This is a genomic window from Sunxiuqinia indica, assembly GCF_009847015.1.
Classification (GTDB): domain Bacteria; phylum Bacteroidota; class Bacteroidia; order Bacteroidales; family Prolixibacteraceae; genus Sunxiuqinia; species Sunxiuqinia indica.
The window spans coordinates 77,577-102,909 of sequence record NZ_WVEM01000011.1; the positions used below are offsets into that span (position 1 = coordinate 77,577).

The window sequence follows — 25,333 nt, forward strand, 5'->3', positions numbered from 1 at the left end:
CTTTTTGAGAACTGAAGTTGGTCGTTCGGTAATTTAGAAACGTTATTGAGGTATGAAATATTATATTTGTCAGCGGATTTGGGAGATGGGATTTACTGAATGATAGAATGATGCGAGAAATGGGTGAGTGTCATTCAGAGTTAACGACTGTGGTAAAAAATTGAGCCGAATGATAAACCCGAAAAATAGATATCGGTTATTCTTTTTTCTAACTAGATATTTTTTCTTTTCAGTAGACTCCAGTTCGGAGCAGCCGTATAGTTGTGGTCAGTCACAATTCAAAATTGCGGTTGTTATTTTTTCTTTTATAATACTAGTGCTTTTTCCCTTAGCAGGCTTTTCGGCTAGCTATTCCTCAGTACAAAGTGGAGATTGGAATGATCCTGCTACCTGGGGAGGAAGTGGCATTCCTGTATCCGGAGACGATGTTAGGATTAACTCAGGGGATGAAGTTACGTATTCGGGAGATTTAAATTGGACTTCTGGGATTATCTCAGGAAATATTGATTTGATCGTTACCGGAGATTTTAGCATGTCTGGTGGGGCATTCAGTGTTTGGTCGACGCTTTCTGTTCAGGTTGGTGGCGATTTTACATACTCGATTGGCAGTTTTCCAATGAATAATGGGTATTTCCTTCAGGTGGATGGTAGTTTTACCAGTACAACCGGAGGTCTGAGCAATAATAGTACGAATACCATTACGATTGGGGAAAATGTAACTGTGGATGGGGATATTATCCTTAATAATGGAGCAATAACAATCGGTGGAAATATGACATCAACCAATGGAAAAGTAGAAGTCAATAATAATTCCAGTCTGACTATCGGTGGAGATTTGCAAGTTGCTAGCTCAATTAAACTCAATAATGGAACCCTTTATGTTGATGGTAATAGCTCTGCTACAAGTCTAGAGGTAAACAATGGGAGTACCTTTTTTTCAGGACAGGATTTAGCGATTGGTAATTCCATCGCAGTGAATGGTGGAGTTATTGATGTGAATGGTGGATTAAGTACATCAGATATCACGCTTAATAATAGAAGCATTATTGCAATAGATGGGGATTTAATAAAAGATGGTAATATTACCATTAATTCCGGAAGTTCTAATCTTGTAGTAGCTGGAAGCTTTGTATCCCGTGGAGGTGGAACAACGATTTACAATAATGGTGGATTTTATGTGTTTCAGGTTTTGGATGAAACCAGTAGCCAAGCCAATTGTCAGGCTGGTTGCTTCCCTCAAGAAATCTGCAATACCTGCCAAATCAAAAGCTATGCCGAGTGGACAATTGATAGCTCGCCGGCAGAGGACTATCTAGATCCTCATGGTGGTATTTTTTATAGTTCAGGAACATTTACCGTTCCTGATGGTGTAACGTCAATCACTGTGGAAGCTTGGGGTGCCGGAGGAGGTGGCGCTAGTTCTACAGGGAGCAAAGGCGGTGGCGGCGGTGGCGGCGGAGCCTATGCACTTGCAACTATTCCTGTTAATTCAGCACAATCTTATCCCGTTGCTATCGGTGCAGGAGGCAATTCAGGTTCCAGTGGAGGCAATACATATTTTAACAATGGAGATGAAGTAAAAGCTGCAGGAGGTAGCGTTGGAAATTTTGCCAGTGGAGGTCCGGGAGGTTCTATTGCCGCATCCGTAGTCAATGGTACTGCTACTGCAATATATGCCGGGGGCAACGGAGGAGTTGCCAATAATGCCGGCGGCGGCGGCGGTGGTTCGGCTTTCACAAACAGCGTTGGTGGGAATGGTGGAGATTCGTCGGGAAACGCAAAAGGTACTGGAGGGGGCGGGACAGGAGATGGAGGAGATGGGGGTGATAGAAATAATATTGGAGATCCGGGAAGTTTCCCAGGCGGAGGAGGCGGTGGAGCAGGCCGCGATGGTGGCGCAGGAGGCTCCGGTGCCGATGGATTAATGATCATCTCCTGGATTGAACCGGGATTCGAATTAGCTCGTAGCTCTCAGCAAAATGTAACCTGTAATGGCGGATCGGATGGGGAAGCTACAGTCTTGGTAAACGATGGGACTAATCCTTATGATTATGTATGGAGAAATTCATCCGATGTTGAAGTTCGGTCGAATCTAAATTCATCAAATGCTGAAGATACTGCAACTGGACTAATTGCAGATGATTATACTGTTACCGTGACGGATAACGATGGTTTTTCATCGAGTATCATTGTTTCCATATCAGAACCTAGCGTTTTAAGTGCCGTTATTGGTTCAAGTTCTGCGTCATGTGGGAGCTCTGATGGGAGCCTATCTTTAACTTCTCCTTCAGGCGGTAGTGGAAATTATGAATATTCGATTAATGGCGGCGGAAGTTGGCAATCGTCAAATAGTTTTACAGGCCTTTCGGCAGGGACGTACAACGTTCAAATTCGGGATGCCTCTATCCCAACTTGTGTTCAGGTTTTGAATACCAATTATTCGCTGACCTCTGCCGGGATTTCTATTCCCTTGCTTGCAGGCGCGAATACTGTTGAATGTCAGAACTCCTTAAACGGAACAATTGACTTAACTGTTCCATATCCTATTCAGTTTAATAATCCCGATTATATTGACTTAGGTAACATGTTAATGTCAAACCTATCTCAATTTACGTTGGAAGGATGGATTAAAGTAGATTTATCTACAATTGGTTCCCGCATCAGCTTGTTTGGGCAAAACGATGCCATCGAGTTTGGATTTAGTAACTCAAGCACGCTAGATTGTTGGACTGCATCAGGAGGAAGTGTCTCAACGAACGTGTATCCATCTGATAATGCATGGCACCATGTAGCTGCAGTTGGTGATGGAAGTACGATTATCCTTTATATTGATGGGACTAGCGTTGCCACAGGGGGGAATTCGACTGGTAATTATGGATCAAATACAAACTATTCTTCAAAAATTGGAGCTGGGGTCTGGGATCCAACGGGAGGAAGTTTTCCCGGACAAATGATTAAAGTAGGTTTTTGGAATTCCGATTTAAGTTCCGGAGAAATCGGAAACCTCGCTTCTGGATTCTATCAGTATACGGGGTCAGAATCCGGATTGTTAGCCGGCTTTAATTTTTATGACGGATCAGGTACAGCTCTGACATCAGTGCCGGCGGGAAATGATGGAGCTTTTTCAGGCTCGCCCACTTGGCAGGATGATTACTCCTATTTATGGACAAAATCCGGTGATGCCGGTTTTTCTGCAACAACACAAGATTTGTCTGGAGTCGAGCCCGGAACTTATGCTGTTAATGTTTCAAGTTCTTCGATGGGCGGCTGTGCGAGTAATGGTAGTTGGACTATTAATTACAGCGACACAACTGATCCAACTGCCGTTTGCCAGGATATAACAATTGCTCTTGATAATTCGGGTAATGCCACAATCACCCCGTCTCAAGTTGATAGTGGGAGCAATGATAACTGTACTCCTTCAGGTAGTCTGGGTTTGAGCCTGGATGTGAGTTCCTTTACATGTTCCGATTTGGGAAATAATACCGTTACACTAACCGTTACGGACGAAAGTGGTAATACGACTACCTGTAGTTCTGTAGTCTCTGTTGTTGACACGGAAGCTCCAACTGCTATTTGCCAGGATATTTCCGTAACCATCGGTGCCGGCGGTCAGGCAACAGTTGCCGCAGCAGATGTTGACAATGGGAGTATGGATAATTGTACCTCTTCCGGCAACCTATTATTCAAGATTGATGGACAAGATCAGTTAACTTTTGACTGTGCGAATGTTGGAGTTAACACGGTTACGCTTTCTGTTGAAGACGAATCCGGAAATTCCAGTACATGCCAGGCACAAGTTACCATTGTCAATGCAGCACCGTCTTTTTCTTCATGTCCTGCGGATATCTCTGTTGATCTTACAAGTTCAGATGTCGGTGGATATTGGCAATACCGTAAACCGATTACGATAACGAATTCAGGAAGCACCTTAACGGACTATCAGGTTCGTGTTGACGTGCCGATGGAGACCGGTAAGATGAATGCGGATTTCTCCGATATTCGGTTTCGTGATTCTGATGGATCTACGTCCCTGTCTTTTTGGCTTGAACAGCAAGACGGTTCAACTGCCGTTTTTTGGGTGAACGTTCCAAGTATTGGTGCTTCTAAAACGATCTATGTACTTTATGGAAATTCAGTTGCGATATCGGCCAGCAACAGTTCAAATACCTTCATCTATTTTGATGATATGAATACAGCAACCGGTTGGAGTGATGTGGCTGATGGTGGATCTGTAACTACAAATAGCTCGGAGTTTGGGTATAATGTTCTGGTCAAGCAAGATAATGACGATCCAAGTGGAGGTCAAAAAAGTATTGGAACAACGATTTCCGATTTCAAATTGATTACCAGAGAGCAAAGAGCATCGACAGGACCGGCTGGAGCATCAAACGGTGGATCAATGGATCGCTACGGACTGGAGGATGGTTCGGGAAATGGTTACACCCTGACCCGAAATGCAGATGTATCGTCAACTGGAACATTTGGGTTTGAGCGTCGTACCAATGGATCTGCGTCAGGCGGTAGTGCAAGCAATGTCTCTCAGCCACGAGATAACTGGTACATTACAGAATTGGAGAAAAATGGATCGGCGTTTTCGGTCAGAATTTATGAAGATAACCACAGTAACCTACTGGGCTCTGAGTCGGGAAGTGACTCAAACCACAATACCTTTACGCATTTGACTGTGCGAGGGGGCCACTATTACTATATTGATTGGATGGCCGTTGCAAAAAGTACTTCTGCAGAACCTTCCCTGAGCCTAGGCGGCGAGGAGGTGCTTGGTGTGGCGTCTTGCGAAAAAGATGTTACTGTTCCGCTTCCTGCTGTTTTTGATGACACAGGTGTTTTTACCTTAACAAACGATTTTAGTGAAGGCCCTGATGCATCAGGAACTTATCCGGTTGGAACGACTACGGTTACTTTTACTGCAACAGATCCTTGTGGACTGACTGCAACCTGTTACCTGGATGTGACCGTAAACGATAAAATAGACCCGATAATTGCTTGTGGTGGCGACATTACTGCTGATGCAACAGATAATCCACTGGCAATTCCTCAACCTTCGTTTGACGACAATTGCAGTGGGGCAGTTCTTACAAATGATTTTAACGGAACTGACGATGCTAGTGGTGCTTATCCTGTTGGCACAACTACGGTTGTTTGGACGGTTACCGACGCAAGCGGGAATACAGCTACTTGTAGTTTTGATGTCACCATCGATGAAGTTTGTGCCATTAGTGATGTGAGCTTTACCCCAATAACCTGTACCGGAGATGATGATGCTGCTATTCAGATTACGGCCACTGGATTTGGTCAGATTAACTATAGTATTGATGATGGTGAAAGTTTTCAAGCTGGCAATACATTTTCTGACTTGGCAGCGGGAACTTATAACGTCCAGATAGCTGATGAGTCAGGTTGTACTACGACATGGCCAACTCCAATTATAATTTATGAGGCCAACGATTTTTCAGTGAGCGACTCTGTTACTAATGTCAGTTGCTATGGTAATTCGGATGGAGCCATTGATGCCACTTTAAATTCATACCTAACCAAATCAATTTATTTTGACGGTTCGGATGATTATATCGCATTGAATCAAAGTTATTCCGGCACATCAGCAATTTCAGCGATGACTGTTTGTGCCTGGGTAAAATGTGATCCGGGCGATGGGGGCTGGTCGGTGCTTGACTTTGACCGTTCTGAATATTTTAATGTTTCGCTGGGTGGAACAAACCGATCTGGCAGCACGGTTGAGTTTGCTACCAATTCAGATCTGGACAGCGGTATTGATGATATGACCGGAACCATCAATGTGAAAGATGGGCAATGGCACCACATCGCTGCAGTTTACGATGGAACCGATAAATATCTCTATGTTGATGGTGTGCTTGATAGTCAAAAAAGCAATCCCCACAACGGGCAACCATTGGGAAGTAACTTAACTCGCTACGGATTTATTGGTGATGGCTCTGAAGCTACTGGTTTTGATGGTGGCAGGAATAATGCGTACTATAAGGGGGGGATCGCTCAGGTAGATTTATGGGAGCGCGCATTGACCGCTGATGAGATTAAGCAGCGTATGCATTCGGAATTGATCGGTTTCGAAACAAATTTAGCGGGCAACTGGTCGATGGAGGAAGGAACAGGAACTTCTGTAAGCCCTCAGGGAGAAATGATTAACGGGCCAACATGGTCCGATGATATTCCCTATTCTTACTCATGGACAAAGCAAGGTGATGGATCTTTTTCTGCCAACACGTTAGATATCTCAGGATTATCAGCCGGAACCTACAATTTAACAGTAACTTTTGATGGAGCCTGTGTTAAAACTACATCGGTAGAAGTTACTGAACCTGATGAATTAGTGATTACTCCAACAATTAGCCAGATTAGTTGTGATGGCCTGGCTGATGGTGCTATCGACATTACCGTAGCAGGAGGAACAGAACCGTATACTTTTGAATGGTCAACGCCGGATGGCAGCGGATTGGTTACCAGCGACGAGGATCAGACCGGACTCGATGTTGGTACTTATGACGTGACTGTTACCGATGGCAACGGTTGTGTTGCAACTGGAAGTTATGCGATTACCGAACCACCTGTATACAGGATAATTGTTTCCGATCAAACCAATCCTTCAACCTGTGGCGGAAATGATGGTGTTATTGAGTTGTCATTACCCAATGTGCCTGATGGCCCGTATGATATTACATACGATGCCGGAACTTTCACGGGAGTATCAGTGTCTGGCGAACTGGCAACAATAAGTGATTTGTCTGCCGGAGCTTACAATAATCTGCGTCTGACTGTTGGAACTTGTGTGACTTCGGATGATCCGGATGTAGTTTTGACTGACCCTCCAACGCCGGACATAACTGAATTGGCGCTTTCTTTTTCAGGAGGCAATGATGTTTGCTTAGATGCTACGGCTACGATTGAGGTTACATCTTCCTCACTCGCCGATGGAACTTACACGCTGACTTACGATTTAAGTGCACCAAACGAATCAACAGGCGAAACGGCAACACTGGTTTTTGCCACAGGATCGGGTTCGTTTACTACGACTGCATTGGCCAATACCGGCACAACAATCCTTTCAATTACAGCTATCGAGTCGAATGGATGTTCGATTGCCGCATCTGCCAGTGTTGATATCCTTGTTGATATTACTCCTCCGGTTATTGCGACTTGCCCTGCTGATGACAATTTAGCCTGTGTTGAAGAAACGAATGCTGCTCCTTATGTGGGAGCGACCAACTATGCTGAATTTGTTGCAGCCGGAGGCTCTGTTTCCGACAACTGTACAATCGGAACAAACTTAATTGTTGAATTTTCGGATGTCACTGACAAGAAAGATGAAACCAACAGCTGTGAAGTCAAACGGACTTATACGATAACCGATGAAGCCGGGAACTCACAGACCTGCACACAAACGTTTACGATTACCGATTCAACACCACCTGTTATTCAGGATTGTCCGGTTGATATCATCGATTTTGCAGATAGCAATTGCGAGAAGGTAATGAGCATCACTGCCCCAGTTAGTTTCACTGATGGTTGTGGTTTTGGCGATCTTACCGTTTATCATGAATATACGATCAATACCATAACTGTAAATGGAACCGGGGATCTTGTTGATGTCGCTTTCCCAAAAGGAACCACAGTAGTTACCTGGAGTTTTGAAGACGAATGCGGAAACATAGGAACTTGTGAAACAGAGGTTACAATCAATGACGTTACGGAACCAACTGCAAGCACTCCTGCTAATCAGGATTTGGATGCAGCCGGTGGTTGTTCTGTTTTAATTCCAGATTATTCTTCCCTGCTAAATGACTTATCCGACAATTGCGATCCTTCACCAAGTATCACTCAGGAGCCAATAATTGGAACTGAGGTTTTTGCTGATACTGATATCAAACTGGTTTTTACCGATGCGTCGGGTAATAAAGATTCGGTCACTTTTACAGCGATTTTAACCAATCTCGCTCCATTAACAATATCCGGAATGACATACGATGGAGGGCAGTCGGGAACAGGAGAAGTGGGATCGGGGCAAAAACCATTCATCACGTCAACCCACACTTACGTGGTTGATGCAAGCGAATTAAATCCAGTGAATTACACGTACACCTGGTTAGTTTTGGATCAGTCGGGTACGGATGTAACCGCTTCAATTTCCTTTAACAATACGGAGCAAACGAGCGGGGATATTCTTTTTGAAGAAGCTTCTGTTGCTAGCGGAAATACCTACACCATTCGGGTGATTAAGGAACAAAATAGCGGCAACTGCTCCGCTGTTTTCGAGTTTGATGTTGAGGTGCAGGAGACCGATTTCAACTCAGGTGTGAGCCCCTTGGGAGACAGTTGCCAGGATGGAGGAACCGGAACAACGACAGTTGTTTTTTGGGATGTTGACTTTACAGGTGGTGTTGAACCGTATGCGTTCGACTTTACGGTTTCGGATGGTACAAATGGCTGTACGGGAAGTGTATCCAATTTATATACAAGCGATAGTCAGTCAATAAGTACGTCGGAGAGTTGTAATGGAACCTATGTTGTATCGGTTACAAAAACTTCCGGAGAACCTGCGGTGCAAGTTGCCTTTATTTTTACCAATCAAGCAGGAATAGACAAAGATTTTAACCTGACCATTGATTCTGCAACTGATAATTTCAGCATAACCAAACAAACAAGCAATACCGACGAAAATGATGATGTAACATTTTGGGGTGTGCCAAACACCTCGGAGATTACAACAGACTAATATATAGATAATTGAAAATAGAATTTATAAAAATTAAATGTTAACCTTAAATTTTACTAAAATGAAAAAGTTATTTACGTTATTAAGCCTATTTGTTTTAATAGGCATGAGTGCAAGCGTTTTTGCACAAACTGATTCTGGGACGACTCCTTTTGTTGGTAGTGTTCATAATTACCAAATTAATGAGGTTTCTGGCTCAAGTGTGACCTATACTTGGACAGTTACAACTCAAGCTGATTTAGGTGGAACAAATTTACTCACCGCGGGAACCGTTGTTTCAGGTTCTTCTGCAACGAATTCAATTGAGCTTACGTGGTTAGCTCCAGATGTGACAAATGATCAAATTTATTATTTGCATGTTGATGTTCAAGATGACAATGAATGTAAAAATCACAAGGTTATGGCAATTCAACCTGTTAATAACTTTAATTTAGAGATTGTTAACGCTGAAAGCGATGGAACTGAGATGACATCTACTGATGCGACTAATTATGCTATTTGTGCCCCTGATATCGCTTCTATTGAGTGGAATGGAACGGATGGTGGTGCTGGTTCTGTAACTGCAGGAAATGCTACTGATTTTGACTATGCATATGGCTCAAGAGTGTTCTATTACAAAATTACAGTAGATGGAATCAATTTAGCAACGACTAGCTGGACTCCTCACTTTGATGTAACTCAAGTTGCAGGAACAAACGCTGATGTTGCTGTTGATTATTATATTGGAGCAGATCTTACATCTCCAACATGGGTAACTGAAACATTGGCAGTTGGTAGTGATCAATTTGTTGCAGTTGGAACAGACGAAGGAACTCTTTGGGTGAGGATTACTGTTGACAATAAAACAGGGACTCCTTCTACTGCGAATGAAAATACTCCAAACGACAATGTTTTCACTTGTACTTTGACAAATGATAGTGAGGATGAAAACGGCAATAATCCGGTTGATTTAGGAAATGGTTCGACAATCCAAACTCAGACTGCTCGTCCAAATACTGGAACAATACAGGCTATAGACTAATCTTTTACCGGATTAGTTAAGTGAAAAATAGTATCCTGTTGATAATCTTATCATTAGCCGTCACATGTGTGGCGGCTCAGGATGCTATTTCCCCTTTTGTGGGGGGGGCACATACTTATCAAGTTGAAAACCATACTGGAAGTAGTTATGAATGGCAGGTGTACGATGCGTTAAATCCATTGTCGTCGGCTGCTTCTTCGAGCTATAATTTCATTTCTGTAAATACGAGCTCAACCATAGAAGTACAATGGTTGATGGAAGGTATTTATTATTTAACCGTAACTGAATTCAGTACTGACGGTTGCTCAAATTTAAAAGCTATCCGGATTGAAGTTACTCCCAATAATCTCGGCTTTTCAATCGCTAATTCAACCACAACCCAGTGTTATCAGGAAACTGACAATTCGATTACTGTAGATGTCTCTTTTGATGATGGGAGCGGGAATTCCTGGAGTCAGGATCGTTTTCCGGCTGAAGTTGCTTATGCTGTAAATGGTGTTCAGCAGCCTATTCAAACGGTTGAATATTCGAGCCGGCAATTGCGGGTTAGCGACAATTTGTTTTCGGCAAGTCCGAATGCAAATACGACAGTTACAATTACCTTATTAGAAATTACCGATGCTTTGGGAATTACTGCAGAGGCCGAACCCGGACAAAATACGCAGACAACGACGATTCAGTCTACCCCAAGCATCGATTTTGATACCGATCCGATTCAAACGCCGGAAGGAACAATTGCGTCCTATTCCGCAACCGGGTTAGCTGCTTATACTTACCATTGGTCGATACAAAAACCAGGTGGTACAATTCTGGAGCTAAGCTCCGAAACAACTGCAACTGAAGAAATTGACTGGAACCAACCGGGCATTCATGTTTTAAGTGTTGAAGCGACGAATGCAGAGGGCTGTCAGTCCGAAACGTTGTCAAAAACGATAACTGTTATTTCCAACGATAATTTACCAGTTGCCTATATTGCAGCCGATACCGTTTTGGCCGGAAGTTGCTTGCCGGTTCAGATAGATGCAAGCGGCAGCTATGGTCAGCAACCGATTCAATACCAATGGGAGCCGAATACTTATTTAGATGATGCCCAAAGTTCCACGCCTGAATTTACGGCAGGGCGGTCGACAAATTATGTGTTGACGGTTACTGATTCGAATGGTTTTTCAGCTAAAGACACCGTTTTTGTGCAAGTTGCAAGTTCTCCTGAAATCGTTATGGACAGGCAGGTATTTGTAAATAGCCCTACCGATGTGATTATGCTCGACGCTTCATCCAGTCTTGGCGAGGATTTATCTTATAACTGGTGGACCGAAGGCGATGAGCTGATTATTAACGGAGCTCAATCTGCTACTCCACAAGTATCGGGAATGGGGACTTATTATTTGGAGATCTCTGATCAGTTTGGTTGTTCGGTTTTAGATTCGGTGAATGTCGGATTGCTCGTTCAGGTGACCGCGTTTAATGATACCGTGGGGGTTCTCGTGAATACCTTTGCTGATATCAACGTCTTACGAAATGATATGCCTCAAGGGCAACTCGACCCTGAGTCGGTGACCATTGTAATGCCTCCTGATCATGGTGTTGCTGTTGTTTCGTCCGATTCAATAATCACTTACACGCCCGATCAATACTATGTGGGGCAGGATAATTTTATTTATGCAGTCTGCGATTTTTCGAATCAGTGCGATGAAGCCACCGTATTGGTCATGATAACCGATGATGAATTGTTTGTACCGAACGCATTTTCGCCCAATGGAGACGGCATTAACGATTATTTCGAGATAAAAGGAATTGGTCAGTACGAACAGGTGAGTATGAAAATATTTAACCGGTGGGGAAATCTGGTTTACCAATCTGCAAACTATGGAATGGGAATTAGTCGCGATGGCTTTTGGGATGGTACTGTCAATAAAGGGATACGAACCGGAAGTGGACAGGTACCGGCAGGAACCTATTACTACATCCTTGATTTAGGAGTAGGGAATGAAAAAATTAATGGATACATCTATGTGGAACGCTAGAAGAAGATATTATTTTTCGAGATTATCGTTGAAAGCATATTTGAGCGCAGGATGTATTTATAACTTTTGTTTTGATGTTTAAAATTTTGATGAATAGATTAATTGTAATTTTGATCGCTTTGTAGTCCGATGTATTGATGAAGAAGATTTTTATTTATATCATTTTATTGTTGATTGTATCTTTTTTTCAGACGAAAGAAGGACGTGCACAGCAAGATCCGATGTATACGCAATACATGAATAATATTCTTTCGATAAATCCGGCCTATGCCGGTTCCCGCGATGTGCTGAGCATGATGGTTATGTCGCGCAATCAGTGGGTTGCTTTTGAAGGTGCACCGGTAACCCAAACGTTTGTGATGCATTCTCCAATTACACGATTTCATATGGGCTTCGGCTTTTCGTTATTGAGAGATCAGTTGGGGCCTATTTCTCAAACCGGCGCCTATTTCGATTATTCATACAGCATTGATTTCGACCGCGGAAGGTATTTGTCGTTTGGCTTGAAAGGTGGCGTTAATTTTTATGAGGCAGGCCTTTCCGAATTGAAAACGGTTGACAACAATGACCCGATTTTTTCAAGCGATATCAATCAAAATCTTTTACCGAATGCAGGGATTGGAATTTACTATAATTCTGATCGTTTTGTTGCAGGTCTGTCAGTTCCAAAGCTTATTCAAAACAAAATAAACAAGTATAATTTTTCTTCTAAATATTTAAGTAAAGAACAAATTCACTTATTCTTTCTGGCAGGATACGTGTTTGATATCAACAGAATTCTTAAATTTAAGCCTTATTTTTTAACAAAATATGTACAAAACTCACCGATCTCTTTTGACGTCACCACACAGTTTTTATTTTACGATAGACTGTGGTTGGGGGCAATGTACCGGGTAGGAGATGCTTTTGGGGGAATGTTGCAGCTACAGATAACAAATCAGTTGAAAGTTGGATATTCTTATGATGTAACAACAACTGATATAGGTGTTTACAATAATGGTACGCATGAGGTATTAGTAAGTTATGACTTTAACTTTGGACGTGGAAAGGTCAGATCGCCACGTTATTTCTAATTTTGAGTTTAAATGATGAAGAAACGGTTTAGCCCGAACATATTGGTTTTCTTCCTGTTTTTTTTCTTATGCTATTCGCAGGCAGGCGCTCAAAAAGTGACCATTCGTCTGGCTGATAAAGCCTTTGATGAATTCGCATTTATTGAAGCCATTGAGCTATATGAGTATGCCTATGAGAAAGATCCGGAAAATGACTATGTTGTTCAAAAGCTTGCCGATGCCAACCGCCAGGTAGGAAACACCGAAGAGGTAGAAAAATGGCTTAAACTTCTGATTGATCGTCGGGCTGAAGAACCGGAAGACTTATTTGCGTATTCGCAGGCGTTGAAAAGTAACGGTAAATATTTGCAGGCCGAGCAATGGCTGAAAGAATACTCTGAACTGCGTCCGGAAGATGGGCGGGTAAACATTCAAACCTCACTGCTCGAATACATTCAGTTTTTACACCGCGATTCCAGCAAATACGAAATACGTCCAATCTCCCTCAACTCCGAAGGATCGGAAATGGGAGTTGCCTTTTATTACGAACGGGTTGTGTTTTCATCAACTAAATCACGAAATGGCATTGTCGAACGCAAATACAAGTGGAATGATTTACCCTACCTGAATTTGTATATCGGCGACCGGGCTCCCAATGGCGATATCCTGAATGTTGAGGATTTTGCTCCCAAGCTGCGAACAACCTATCATGACGGGCCTGTTTCCTTCGACACGAAAAGTAACCGGGTTTACATTACCCAAAATAATGTGGGTAAACGCGGGGTTTCGAAGAGCGAAGAAGGTGAAGTGAACCTGAAGATTTCATTTGGCGGGAAAGAAACAGGCAAGTGGGAATCCCGGGGTGAGTTTTCATTTAACAGCGATGATTATTCTACCGGACATCCGTCGATTGACACAACAGGCAAAGTGCTTTATTTTGCATCAAATATGCCGGGTGGATATGGAGGGTCGGATATTTACTTTTCGGTATTCAATCGTGGTTTTTGGAGCGAGCCGTTCAATTTGGGACCAAAAGTAAACACTTCGGGCAACGAGTTTTTTCCTTTTATCAGCAATGACGGTGTGCTTTATTTCTCGTCCAATGGCCATGGTGGACTGGGTGCCTTGGACGTCTATTTTTCGGTACCCGAAAGCGGCGTGTTTAGCACGGTCGAAAATATGGGGTATCCGGTAAATAGTCCGAAAGACGACTTTAGTTTCGCACTCGACAGTACGGGAACTGCCGGTTATTTCGCGTCGAATAGAAAGGGAGGCCGCGGAAGTGATGATATTTATTACGTGAAGTTGACTTACATTCCGGTAATTATTCGTGGCGTAGCTAAAGATCGCGAAACCGGCGATATTCTTCCTGATACTAAAATTAGTATTGTGAATGAATTTGCTGACACCATTTATACAAGCCTTACACAGGTTGATGGCCGATTTGAGTTTGAAGTAAATAAAGGCAAAGACTACATTATCAATGGGCAGAAAGAATTTTATTTTCCGAACAATGAGGTAGTTGAAACCCGAAAATTACGGCAGAATGATGAGGCCTTTGTTGAGCTCTTTCTGGACATGAAACCTTTTGACAATGATGGAGCTCCCGAACCATTGATGATGGAAAGTGAAGGAGGTGAAGCGCTCCAGGTGATTGATTTGGAATACATCAGTTTTGCACTCGGAACCTGGGGAATTGATCCGGCTGCTGAAAGAACAATCGATAAATTGATTGAGTATCTGCTAAAATACCCGGAGACCGAAGTCAGGATTGAGTCTCATACTGACTCGCAGGGTGACGATCAGGAGAACCTGTTGCTTTCAAAACGAAGAGCGAAAGCGGCTTTCGATTATATTGTATCTAAAGGAATTGACCCCTCGCGCATTGGGTACAAGGGATATGGCGAAACCCGACTGCTAAATCGGTGCGACGATGGAGTCGACTGCTCAGAAGCGGAGCATGCCATCAATCGCCGGACAATTGTTAAGGTGGTTAAAAAAGGTGAGTACCGTGGTAAACGATCTAAACGAGACATTTTCTACTTCTAGGATTGATGACGAATTGGGGAAAGTCAAAATTGTTTAAATGGGGCTCTGCCTACTTGCCTGTTCAATTCTCTAAGACAGGCAGATGTTGTCATTGATTGTCATGGCAACTTAATAGCCTTTGGTTGACTGACGGCTAGTCATTGTTGTTTAATAGCAGTCTATTCCAAGTCAAAAATACCTTCGGGACATTGAATTGTTATGGTTCGTTTCGTTTCATTTAAATCAAGTAGCAGTTCTTCATTAAAAGGAACCAATACTTCTTTGTTTTGGTATTGAACTTGAAACAGGAGATTTCCACCATAGTCTTCTACTCGTTCAATAAGCCCAATCTGGCCAATTTCAGGATCCTGGAGTTGAAAACCAATCAAATGATGCACCGTCAATTCTTCTTCGGGAACAATCACATCATCATTTTTTAGATAGACGGAGTGCCCGGAGAGCTTTCTGGCTTGTTCTTCGTCTTCAACCCAATCGAGATGTATAAGAGCTGATTCGGCTGTTTTAAACCGGATGCCTTCTTCTGAAAAAAAATAGGGGACGAGTAAACCGTCAATTTCAACAAATAGTACCGGTTCCTCCTCTAGGCTGATATCATATTGAGGTTCAAAAATCATGCTCAAAGCGCCTTTTATTCCGTGTGGCTTCTGAAAATAGCCCACTTTCTGGCAGGTGTTTTTTTCAATCGTTTCCATGCCTCAAAAATAGGAAAAGAGTTGGTCTCCATGCAATTTTGGCTTGAAATAAAAATACGCCCACTCTGTCTCCAAGCGATTCTGAGCTGCTTCGCAGGTTTCTTGCCAATGGGATATTGGGTTCAAGTATATGAATCGGCCTGATTTCTGTCATCTGAGTTTGACAAATAATTAAACGAATTGCGATGCTTGCGAAAGCAAACGGTTTCCCTATTTTTGTAGGTAATGAACAATCTTTTTGACATCCAGCAGTTTCAGCAGTTTGATAATATGGAATTGATTGCCCGGGAGGTAGTTGAGGGATTCATTACAGGCCTTCACCGAAGCCCTTTTCATGGCTTTTCAGTCGAGTTTGCTGAGCACCGGCAGTATAATCAAGGTGAATCAACCAAGCACATTGATTGGAAATTGTTTGCCCGGTCCGATCGTTTGTATGTCAAACAGTACGAAGAGGAAACCAACCTGCGGTGTCAGGTCGTCATCGACACGTCATCGTCCATGCTATTTCCTTTTGAAAAAGGGAAGAACAAGCTGTTTAACAAGCTGGCTTTTTCGGCTTATAGCGCGGCAGCATTAATGTATCTGATTCGTAAACAGCGCGACTCTATTGGTCTGACTTTGTTTTCCGATCATATTGAATTTCATTCTGAGAATCGCCTTTCATCAGTTCATGCCGAATTGTTGTACGGTAAATTGGCAGGTTTGCTAACGAGCGGGAAAGACGATCTGCAAAAAACGACCAATACCGTCGATGCTTTACATCAAATTGCTGAGCAGGTTCACAAGCGTTCGTTGATCATTATTTTCAGCGATATGATGGGAGATGGCAAAGAAGATGAACTATTCTCGGCCTTGCAACATTTGCGTTACAACAAGCATGAAGTCATCCTTTTTCATGTGACCGACCGCAAGCAGGAGCGGCAGTTTGATTTTCAGAATCGCCCCTATCGGTTTATTGATTTGGAAACTGGTCAGCAATTGAAATTCTCGCCTCACGAGCTAAAAGAAAACTACAAAAAGGCTGTTGATCAGTATTTTGAAGACCTGAAGGTAAAGTGTGGACAGTATCATATTGATTTAGTTGAAGCCGATATCAATGAAGATTTTAAACAGGTACTGCATAGTTTCCTGCGTAAACGAAAAAAATTATTCTAATCGGTAATTTTGATTTGGCAACTGATCGGGTAGTGATCTGAGTAATCGACTTTATCAACCTGAAAATTGTAGCTTTCGAATGTTGGACTGTGCATAATGTAGTCGATTCGAAAGGAAGGTAATTTCCCCAGATATGTATTGCCAATTCCACTTCCGGAGTGCACAAAAGCATCTTCTAAACCCTCAATAACTGTGCTATAGGTATACGAAACCGGAGTGTCGTTAAAGTCGCCACACAAAAGAACTTCGTATGGAGAATCTTTAACTAGCTGATGCAGCTTTTCGGCTTGTTTAGTACGCTTAATAAAAGCTTGCTTAAGCTTTGATCCGGTGAACCTTACTTTACGGAGGCTTTCTTCCTGCTTGTTAAATGAGATGGAGTCGAGTGAATTGATTTCAGCATCGGAAAACCGATAACTTTCTAAATGGCAGTTAAAAAGCCGGATGGTATCTTCGTTAATTTTAAGATCGGAATAAATGATCATATTTGAAGAGTTTTCAAAATGGACTTCTTCTTTATGAATAATTGGGAACCTGGAGTAAGTTACTTGTCCACCCTTTTTACTAGCATGAGCATAGTTTAAAAAAGGGATTTTACTTTTTCTTGAGGATTTTGATGAAAAGCTTTTTTGTCCGCGTAAATTAACTTCTTGCAGGCATACAATATCGGCTTCTTTTTCCTTAAAAAAGTCCAGTACTTTTAGCGCCGTCTCTTGTCTGCTTCCATTGTTGTTCCCATAGAAATTTTTCACATTGTAACTTGAAATAATAAGCCCTTCTGCTATCGATTCCTGGCTTCCTGAAAATTGAAAATAATGAGTCAGATGACTGTAGCCAATGGCAATAACGATTAAAGAAAGAAGTGCGTATCGGGTTTTGGAAAACAACCATAAGAAAACAAAGAGAATGTTGGTGAGCAAAAGATAGGGGTAAGCTAATCCGAAGAGGGCAGGAACCCAAAATGTAGCCGGACTAATTTTGCTCGACAGGTAACTAATTAGAAGCCCGAAAATGGCTAATAGATTCAGGAAAAGAACAATATTTCGGAAAATTTTTTTCACAATTAAATATCAATTTTGTAACAGCTCAGACAAATATATATAAAACCAAAGCTTGAAGCGGTTCATCCGACTATGATTTATCTACAGAATACTGTTTTTTAAGATAATACTTCTGATGCTTTCCGGGGATAGACTTGTTGCTCCCAGTCCCGCATCTTCTGCCTGGCTCAGGTAAGGCAGTGAATTCAGTTGAATTCCAATTCGTTTTGCCGCATAAGATTCTGCAGCGACAATATCCGATGACACAACCAGCGTTTTGTATTCGTTAACCGCATCTTTACCCGGAACCCGCGTGATGTCCATGATATTTAAAACGGGAGTTTTAAACTTGACAAAATCTATCAGGGATTGTGGATCAGTTGTTTGATTCCAGAGTAATCCTGCCAGGTTTTGAAAAGCTCCGAAATAGTTTCCATCGGAATCTTGTTGCACCGAAGGTACATTGATGATCAGATCAACTTCCTCAATAACCTCATGGATTTTGGCAGAGGTCATGGTTTCGCCCTGCGGAAGTGGAACCTCTGGATAAAGAAATTCCTGATCTCCCGGGAGAATCTTTGCTCCGGCATCTTTAACTGCCCGCTCAATGCCGCTGTTTTTGTAGCATTTGGTCCATTCGTCTTCAGTATGATCGACTAAGTACACGGCGCGGGAACCTAGTTTGTAGCAAGCTTCAACCAGATGAGCTAAAAGCTCCGGGTTTGTATTTCTGCCACTTTCCGGCCCTCGATTCCAGCGCAATGTGGGTTTCACCAATACCTTCGCTCCCTTCGGAATAAATTGCTCCAGTCCGCCAAGAGCTTCCAGCCCAAGATCAAGCATGTTAGCCGGACTTCCCCCTCGGATAACGGACAGTTTCGCTTTACTGATCGACTTGGTGTTGGATGCAAAGAGTAGTCCTCCGGTTGCCAGCAAGCTATTTTGTATGAATTGTCGTCGTTTCATTTCGAATAGAATTTAGTGCTCACACAATTTAGCAAAAATCATGCGATCTTTTCCGTTGATATCTTTCTTTAACTGAACGTTTGAAAACCCGTTTTCTTTTAGCAACGATTTAGTTTTTCTACCAAACGCTTCATTGATCTCAAGAAATAGCTTGCCGTTTGTAGCGAGATGTTTTTTCGCAAAAACAGCGATGGCCTTATAAAACATCAAAGCTTGACCATCGGGTACAAACAGCGCAGTTTCGGGTTCGTATTGAAGAACATTGTTCTGCATTTGTTGTTTTTCAGATTCAGTCACATAGGGTGGGTTGCTGACCAAAACGTCTATCTTTTCGAATGTTTCAGGCAGTTGCGGGTCTAGAATGTCGAGGTGAAAAAAGGCAATTTCAGCCTGATGTCGTGCTGCATTTTCTTTGGCTACATGAAGCGCATCGGCCGAAATGTCGCAAGCTAAAACATTGGCCTTTGGGTAGTGTCTTTTCAAACTTATCGGGATACATCCACTGCCTGTTCCAATATCCAGAACTCGGAACATTCCGTCTTTCTGGCGACGCAAAATCCAGCGGACCAATTCCTCTGTTTCGGGGCGCGGGATTAGCACTTTGCGATTGACTTTAAAAGTTAGATCGTAAAAATCGGCTTCTCCTAAAATATATTGAATTGGTTCAGATTGTTTCAGGCGGTCAACAATAGTGTGAATTTTCTCGATCTCCTCCGAAGTTAAAGCTTCGTCCTGCTTAGTAACCAAGTCAGTTAAATTATATCCTTTTAAGTGTTGAAGGATAATTCGAATAAAACCTTCAACTTCTTCCTTCGGATATGTCTCTGCCAATTCTTTTCGGATATATTTGATGCTTGCCTGCATTTATTTGTATTTTTGACAAAGTTAGTTTTTTCCTGATGAACACTGCCGAAAAATACATGAACCGTTGTTTGGAGTTGGCTCGGTTGGGTGCCGGAGATGTGGCTCCAAATCCAATGGTGGGCTGCGTAATTGTGCATCGGGGGAAAATAATTGGCGAAGGGTATCATGAAAAATGTGGAGAGTCACATGCTGAGGTGAATGCCGTTAATAGTGTTAAAAACAAGGAATTACTAAAGTCGTCGACTTTGTATGTCAGCCTTGAACCGTGTGCTCATTTTGGTAGAACTCCTCCCTGCTCTGATCTGATCATCGAGCACGAAATTCCGGAAGTGGTTGTTGGTTCAATCGATCCGTTTGCAAAAGTTGCCGGTAAAGGAATTGAAAAGATGCAAAAGGCAGGAATCAATGTAACGGTTGGGGTGCTTGACAAGGAATGCTTGTGGTTAAACCGTCGGTTTTTCACTTTCCATCAGAAAAAGCGGCCTTATCTGGTGCTGAAGTGGGCTCAAACCCTGGATGGTTTTTTGGATATTGACCGTTCTCAGATTGCTTTTGGACAACCAACGTGGATAAGCAACGAATTATCGCGTAGGCAAGTGCATAAACAGCGAAGCGAAGAAGCAGCCATTTTAGTAGGTACCAACACAGCATTGAAAGATAACCCGACCCTTACTGTTCGGGAGTGGTCAGGCAATCAACCGAAACGTTTATTGCTGGATCGCAAAAACCGGCTTTCAGAAAAGCTTTTCCTAAAAGACCAAAAAGTACCAACCATCGTTTTTACGGAGGAAAATGTAGAGTCGAAGCAGAATCTTCAATTTGTAAAGATTGATTTTCAATCCAATATTCTTCCTCAAATCCTGCATTGGTTGCATGAGAATGAAATTCAGTCGGTAATTATTGAGGGAGGTCTACACTTACTACAGTCTTTTATTGATCAGAATTTGTGGGATGAGGCGCATGTGTATTATGGAAACACCTTTTTTGTAAAGGGAGTGCAAGCACCAACTTTGCCAGTTTCGCCGGTTAAAACCGAAAATATGCACGATACCATGTTAAAGTTTTTTGAGAATCCCGGCTAAATTGCATTTGGGCCATTAGCTATAATGGGAATACCTAGTTCCTTTTCAACATACTGAAAATAGTAAAACAACTTGTGGTTAATTTCAAGCCCATAATCGGTTTGAGCATCGTAATTGATTTGTCCTTCCAATAACTGAGAGTTACGTTTCCAGATCGACTGATGATTCCAGGCATTTACATATTGCTGGTTCCAATTTTCGTAGTAGTCCTGCGAATGATACCACGATGGTTTGCTGTTTGTGACATACCAGGTTTCGAAACCAGAATCCAACACAATTAGTTCATAAGTAACGGTATCTTCTTCAGTCGTTTCCTGTGTTACTTCTTTTTGCTGGATGGGTTTTTGTGTACCACACGCAAATGCAATTATCAAAATAAAGAGTATAAGAATGTTTTTCATGACTTCTGTTTTTAATCTATACGAATAAGGTAAGTAGTTTGTTTATCAAATTAAAATTGCTGAAATTTAGTTGATCGATTTAAACACTTACTGAATGTTGGAATTTCTTAAGGAAATTTGGCACTACACGCCCGGAACTATTACTATTTTATATTTCGTTACAGTAGTTTTTATTGCCGTATTAATTGTGCTCGAAAACCGGAATCCGATTAAAACGATTAGTTGGGTTTTGGTGTTAATAACGCTTCCCGTTTTAGGAATCATCATTTATCTGTTTTTTGGTCAGGAGTACCGTAAAAAGAAAATGTTCTCGAAAAAAGGACTCTACTATCTGGAGAAATTACGGAAACAAACTCAGAATCAATTGAGGCGACTTCCTCAAAATGAACACCTCTTTGAAGAAAAAACGTTATCCAAGAAGCATTTAATAAATTTAATGCTGGCTAATTCCAATGCTTTGTTAACCGACAATAACCAAGTAACTATACTTAAGGATGGTCAGGAGACTTTTCCGGCAATTTTTCAAGCTATTCAAAATGCAAAACATCATATTCATCTCGAATATTATATTATTGAGAATGACAAGCTGGGAAATCAGTTAAAAGATTTACTAGTCCAAAAAGCCGGACAAGGAATTGAAATCCGGTTTATATATGATGATGTTGGCAGTTGGCAATTACCAAAGAAATATATCCGAGAGTTATCAGAAGCGGGGGTTAAAATAGATTGTTTTATGCGGGTTCGTTTCCCCATGTTGACTTCGCGGGTAAACTACCGCAACCATCGGAAAATAGTTGTAATTGATGGTGAAATTGGCTTTACCGGCGGCTTAAATATCGCTGATCGGTATATGAATGGAACAAAGTTGTTAGGGAAATGGCGCGACACTCATTTGATGGTTCGGGGAAGTGCAGCCACTTCGCTTCAGATCGTATTTATGGCCGATTGGTATTTTGTTTCAAAAGAAATACTGAAAGGCGAAGCCTATTTTCGGGAGCTACCCCAAGGCGAAGGAAAATTAATGCAGGTGGTCTCCAGTGGACCCGACTCGGACTGGGAAAGCATTGGACAGGCTTACTTCTCGGCCATTGCTTCGGCAAAAGAACGGGTGTTTATTGCCACGCCATATCTGATCCCGACTCCGGATATCATTTATGGCATGAAAACTGTCGCACTCGGAGGAGTTGATATTCGTGTACTGCTACCCGAGAAATGCGATGCTTTTTTTCCAAAATGGGGAACTGATTCATACATCGAAGAGCTACTTGAGGCAGGCGTAAAAATCTACCATTATAAACCCGGATTTACACATAGTAAGGTAATTGTTGCCGATGGTATATTTTCATCGGTTGGGACTGCGAATCTGGATTTTCGGAGTTTAGAAACTAATTTTGAGGTGAATGCTCTGGTTTATGATGAAGAAACTGCCAGTTCTTTGGAAAACTACTTCTACCAGGATTTTAATAGCAGCGAACAGCTGATTCTAAGCCAATGGCAGCAACGCGATAAGTGGCGCAAGGCAATGGAGTCTTTTGCTCGAATTTTAAGTCCAATGCTTTAATTGAGAACTACTTTCTCTACGTTAGTCGAGCGAATCTACCTTCCTGAAATAGCTCGAAATCGAGTCAAAATATACTTGGTAAGCTTCAATTCCTTTCAGGGTAATCGTGCAGGTTGTTAACGGGTAGTTGCCTTTAAATAATTTTTTAATCTCGATATATTCTACTTCATTCAATTTCTTCATTTGGAAGCTGAGGTTTCCCTTTGTCGTATCAATATTGTCGAGCAGATAACTGAATTCAGCATTTTTAAAATTGATCAGGATTGACATGATTGCTAGCCGAACCGGGGAATGAAGTACTGGGTCAAGTTTTTTATACATAGAATGCTGTTTTGGTATATTTAGCATAGAGCAAACATTTTGGAATGATCGTAGATTCTTTTGTTTCTTTATCCGTTCATAGTTTTTCCTTTTCAATGGTAATATGGAGCTCTCGATGAAATATAGTCACGCTTGTTTATGAAATATTGCAGATAAACTTTAGGTTCGTTTCGTTTTACTAGTTTTAAATATAGAATTAGTCTGTTATGCAAACTTAAATTATTAATTGTTGAAAATCAACTGTTTTTACAGGTTTTTAATCGATTGATGCTGAAAAAGATATAGGTGGTTCAAAAAAGGATTATCAAATTGAATATTCAATGAATAAAATGCGTACAATTGCAAAAAATATTGATTGAATTAAAACATGCAATCTACTTTAATTCTTTTAGATTCGATCACGCAATGGAAACCATACTACGAAACAGAAACCATTACGATTGCTGCGAATTACTTGCAGGATGAACACCTGAGCAAAAATCCGTTGCTCGTCATTAATCTTTGCGAAAACTTACAATACCATACTGAAGGTTACTACTGTTCGTTGTTGGCTCAGGCTCGTGGACATAAAGTATTACCCGACGTCGATGTATTGAACCGACTCGAAAGCGGAGCAATTTCGCGTTTGGACGACAGCCTTCAGAAAATCACGTATCGATGGATTCAGTCGCTGCCATCGCAGAAGGAAGAGCTGACGCCCCTGGATATTTACTTTGGTATCTGCAATGTGCCTGAAATGAGTAAGGTAGCTCGTTTTGTATTTGAGCAATTGCCTTGCCCTATTTTGCGAGTGCAATTTGCCAACAGACCGAAAAACCAGATTGAGAACATCCGACCATTAAGCTTAAATGAACTGGCGGATGAACAGCAGGATTTGTTTGCACAGGCGTTGGATAATTTCAGTAAAAAAGTCTGGCGTCAACCCCGTTCGCATAAGTCAACCCGTTTTGATTTGGCTATTTTGCACGATCCGAACGAGCTGCTTCCTCCGAGCAATAAGGGAGCGTTAAATCGGTTCTTGGCACAAGCAAAAAAGATGAACATCAATGCAGAGTTGATTACCGAAGAGGATTCCATTCGCCTGCTGGAATTTGATGCTCTGTTTATTCGTCAAACTACGGCTTTAAACCATGTGACTTATCGTATGGCCCAGCAGGCCCGTCAAGCCGATATGGTTGTCATTGACGACCCGATTTCAATTATTCGGTGCACCAACAAGGTTTATTTGAAGGAGCTTCTGGAGCGGGAAGGAGTTCCCACGCCAAAGTCAAAATTGATTTTTAAAAACAATCTGCTGTCATTTCATGAGCTCGAAAGCTATTTGGGGAATCCAATTGTACTGAAGGTTCCAGATGGTTCATTCTCGGTGGGTATGTACAAAGTGACCAACTCCATTGAATACATTGATGCACTGGAGACCTTGTCTGAAAAGTCGTCTGTTTTTCTGGCTCAGGAATTTATGCCAACACCCTTCGATTGGAGGATTGGATTGCTAAATGGCGAAGTTCTGTATGCTTGTAAGTATTTCATGGCGCGGGGACACTGGCAAATATACGACCATCAGAATAATGGCAAGACCCGTTCGGGAGCATTTCAAACGGTACCAGTTGGTCAGGTTCCAAGGCACGTTATCCGAAATGCGGTAAAGGCCGCTTCTTTAATAGGAAAGGGCTTGTACGGTGTAGATGTGAAGGAGGTTGATGGTCGATCGGTGGTTATTGAGGTGAACGACAATCCGTCCATCGATCAAGGGGTGGAAGATGTGGTGTTGGGAGATGAATTGTATCGTCTTGTTTTGCGGGAAATTTTAGAGCGCCTGGAACAAAAACGTCGATAGATGGCAGGAGTTGTAAATATCAGAGTCGCACAAAGAGCAGATGTCCCCGAGCTGTATCGCTTGGAACAGCTTTGTTTTGAGACCGAACGTTTTTCACGCCGTCAAATCAGTTATCTGGTATCTCGTTCAAATGGTGAATTTTTAGTGTTAACTGAAAATGGCAATATTGCTGGATTCATGGTTTTGCTGGTACGCAGAAACTCGGCGGGGGTGCGAATCTATTCGCTGGCCGTTTCACCCGATTACAGAGGGAAACAATATGCAAAACAACTTATATCGAAAGCTGGACAGGTAGCTGCGAGTCTGGGGAAGAGTTTTTTACACCTTGAAGTCAGCCATGCTAATTTTTCAGCCATACAATTGTACCGGAAATTGGAGTTTCAAATCACCGGGAAGCGCGAACGGTATTATAAAGATGGGAGCGATGCTTGGTTGATGAGATTGGGAGTCAATCCATCAAAACCGAGTTAGTCGACGGATCTTCAAATTACTAATTTC

The 25,333-nt window shown here is 42.1% G+C and carries 16 protein-coding genes; 10 read left to right on the forward strand and 6 right to left on the reverse strand.

The annotated features are described in order from the left end of the window. Positions 1-169: 169 nt before the first annotated feature. The 5 genes from GR929_RS15995 to GR929_RS16015 all read left to right on the forward strand — a co-directional run bounded on the left by GR929_RS15995 (position 170) and on the right by GR929_RS16015 (position 14,916). A complete protein-coding gene (locus GR929_RS15995; RefSeq protein ID WP_159521612.1) occupies positions 170-8,770 on the forward strand; it encodes a DUF2341 domain-containing protein in 8,601 nt (2,866 codons plus the stop codon). Positions 8,771-8,831: 61 nt separating this feature from the next. After that, positions 8,832-9,791 carry a hypothetical protein gene (locus GR929_RS16000; RefSeq protein ID WP_159521614.1) on the forward strand — a complete coding sequence of 320 codons (960 nt, stop codon included), beginning with the start codon at positions 8,832-8,834 and terminating at the stop codon, positions 9,789-9,791. 38 nt (positions 9,792-9,829) lie between these two features. Further along, on the forward strand, positions 9,830-11,815 hold the full coding sequence (locus tag GR929_RS16005; RefSeq protein ID WP_159521616.1) for a T9SS type B sorting domain-containing protein: 1,986 nt from the start codon (positions 9,830-9,832) through the stop codon (positions 11,813-11,815). 137 nt (positions 11,816-11,952) lie between these two features. Then, positions 11,953-12,888 carry a PorP/SprF family type IX secretion system membrane protein gene (locus tag GR929_RS16010; RefSeq protein ID WP_159521618.1) on the forward strand — a complete coding sequence of 312 codons (936 nt, stop codon included), beginning with the start codon at positions 11,953-11,955 and terminating at the stop codon, positions 12,886-12,888. A 12-nt stretch (positions 12,889-12,900) separates the two neighbouring features. Then, positions 12,901-14,916 carry an OmpA family protein gene (locus GR929_RS16015; RefSeq protein WP_159521620.1) on the forward strand — a complete coding sequence of 672 codons (2,016 nt, stop codon included), beginning with the start codon at positions 12,901-12,903 and terminating at the stop codon, positions 14,914-14,916. Positions 14,917-15,074: 158 nt separating this feature from the next. Here the strand turns inward: GR929_RS16015 and GR929_RS16020 are convergent, their stop codons facing one another. Then, positions 15,075-15,608, reverse strand: a complete 534-nt coding sequence (locus GR929_RS16020; protein WP_159521622.1) for a ribosome maturation factor RimM — start codon at positions 15,606-15,608, stop codon at positions 15,075-15,077. Positions 15,609-15,833: 225 nt separating this feature from the next. Here GR929_RS16020 and GR929_RS16025 point away from each other — a divergent pair, with 225 nt between their 5' ends. After that, positions 15,834-16,763: a DUF58 domain-containing protein gene (locus tag GR929_RS16025; RefSeq protein WP_159521624.1), complete on the forward strand. Its 930-nt coding sequence runs from the start codon at positions 15,834-15,836 to the stop codon at positions 16,761-16,763. On the opposite strand, the gene GR929_RS16030 is transcribed toward GR929_RS16025, so the two are convergent. The 3 genes from GR929_RS16030 to prmC form a co-directional block, all read right to left on the reverse strand. Then, positions 16,760-17,824, reverse strand: coding sequence for an endonuclease/exonuclease/phosphatase family protein (locus GR929_RS16030; RefSeq protein WP_159521626.1), 1,065 nt, complete (start codon positions 17,822-17,824; stop codon positions 16,760-16,762). The genes GR929_RS16025 and GR929_RS16030 overlap by 4 nt on opposite strands. An 81-nt stretch (positions 17,825-17,905) precedes the next feature. Then, entirely contained in the window at positions 17,906-18,769 is an 864-nt protein-coding gene (locus GR929_RS16035; RefSeq protein ID WP_159521628.1) for a DUF362 domain-containing protein, read from the reverse strand. 12 nt (positions 18,770-18,781) lie between these two features. Next, positions 18,782-19,633 carry a peptide chain release factor N(5)-glutamine methyltransferase gene (gene prmC, locus GR929_RS16040; RefSeq protein WP_159521630.1) on the reverse strand — a complete coding sequence of 284 codons (852 nt, stop codon included), beginning with the start codon at positions 19,631-19,633 and terminating at the stop codon, positions 18,782-18,784. 35 nt (positions 19,634-19,668) lie between these two features. Between prmC and ribD the strand changes: the two genes are divergently transcribed. Continuing rightward, positions 19,669-20,715 carry a bifunctional diaminohydroxyphosphoribosylaminopyrimidine deaminase/5-amino-6-(5-phosphoribosylamino)uracil reductase RibD gene (ribD, locus tag GR929_RS16045; protein ID WP_159521632.1) on the forward strand — a complete coding sequence of 349 codons (1,047 nt, stop codon included), beginning with the start codon at positions 19,669-19,671 and terminating at the stop codon, positions 20,713-20,715. Here ribD and GR929_RS16050 read toward each other — a convergent pair. Beyond that, positions 20,712-21,116: a DUF6146 family protein gene (locus GR929_RS16050; RefSeq protein ID WP_159521634.1), complete on the reverse strand. Its 405-nt coding sequence runs from the start codon at positions 21,114-21,116 to the stop codon at positions 20,712-20,714. The genes ribD and GR929_RS16050 overlap by 4 nt on opposite strands. 94 nt (positions 21,117-21,210) lie before the next feature. Here GR929_RS16050 and cls point away from each other — a divergent pair, with 94 nt between their 5' ends. Further along, entirely contained in the window at positions 21,211-22,677 is a 1,467-nt protein-coding gene (cls, locus tag GR929_RS16055; RefSeq protein WP_159521636.1) for a cardiolipin synthase, read from the forward strand. A 21-nt stretch (positions 22,678-22,698) separates the two neighbouring features. On the opposite strand, the gene GR929_RS16060 is transcribed toward cls, so the two are convergent. Beyond that, complete coding sequence (locus GR929_RS16060) at positions 22,699-22,998, reverse strand: transcriptional regulator (RefSeq protein ID WP_159521638.1); 300 nt, start codon at positions 22,996-22,998, stop codon at positions 22,699-22,701. A gap of 367 nt (positions 22,999-23,365) precedes the next feature. Between GR929_RS16060 and GR929_RS16065 the strand changes: the two genes are divergently transcribed. Continuing rightward, positions 23,366-24,835 carry a RimK family protein gene (locus tag GR929_RS16065; RefSeq protein ID WP_159521640.1) on the forward strand — a complete coding sequence of 490 codons (1,470 nt, stop codon included), beginning with the start codon at positions 23,366-23,368 and terminating at the stop codon, positions 24,833-24,835. Continuing rightward, a complete protein-coding gene (locus GR929_RS16070; protein ID WP_159521642.1) occupies positions 24,836-25,306 on the forward strand; it encodes a GNAT family N-acetyltransferase in 471 nt (156 codons plus the stop codon). It abuts the gene before it with no gap. Positions 25,307-25,333 lie beyond the last annotated feature (27 nt).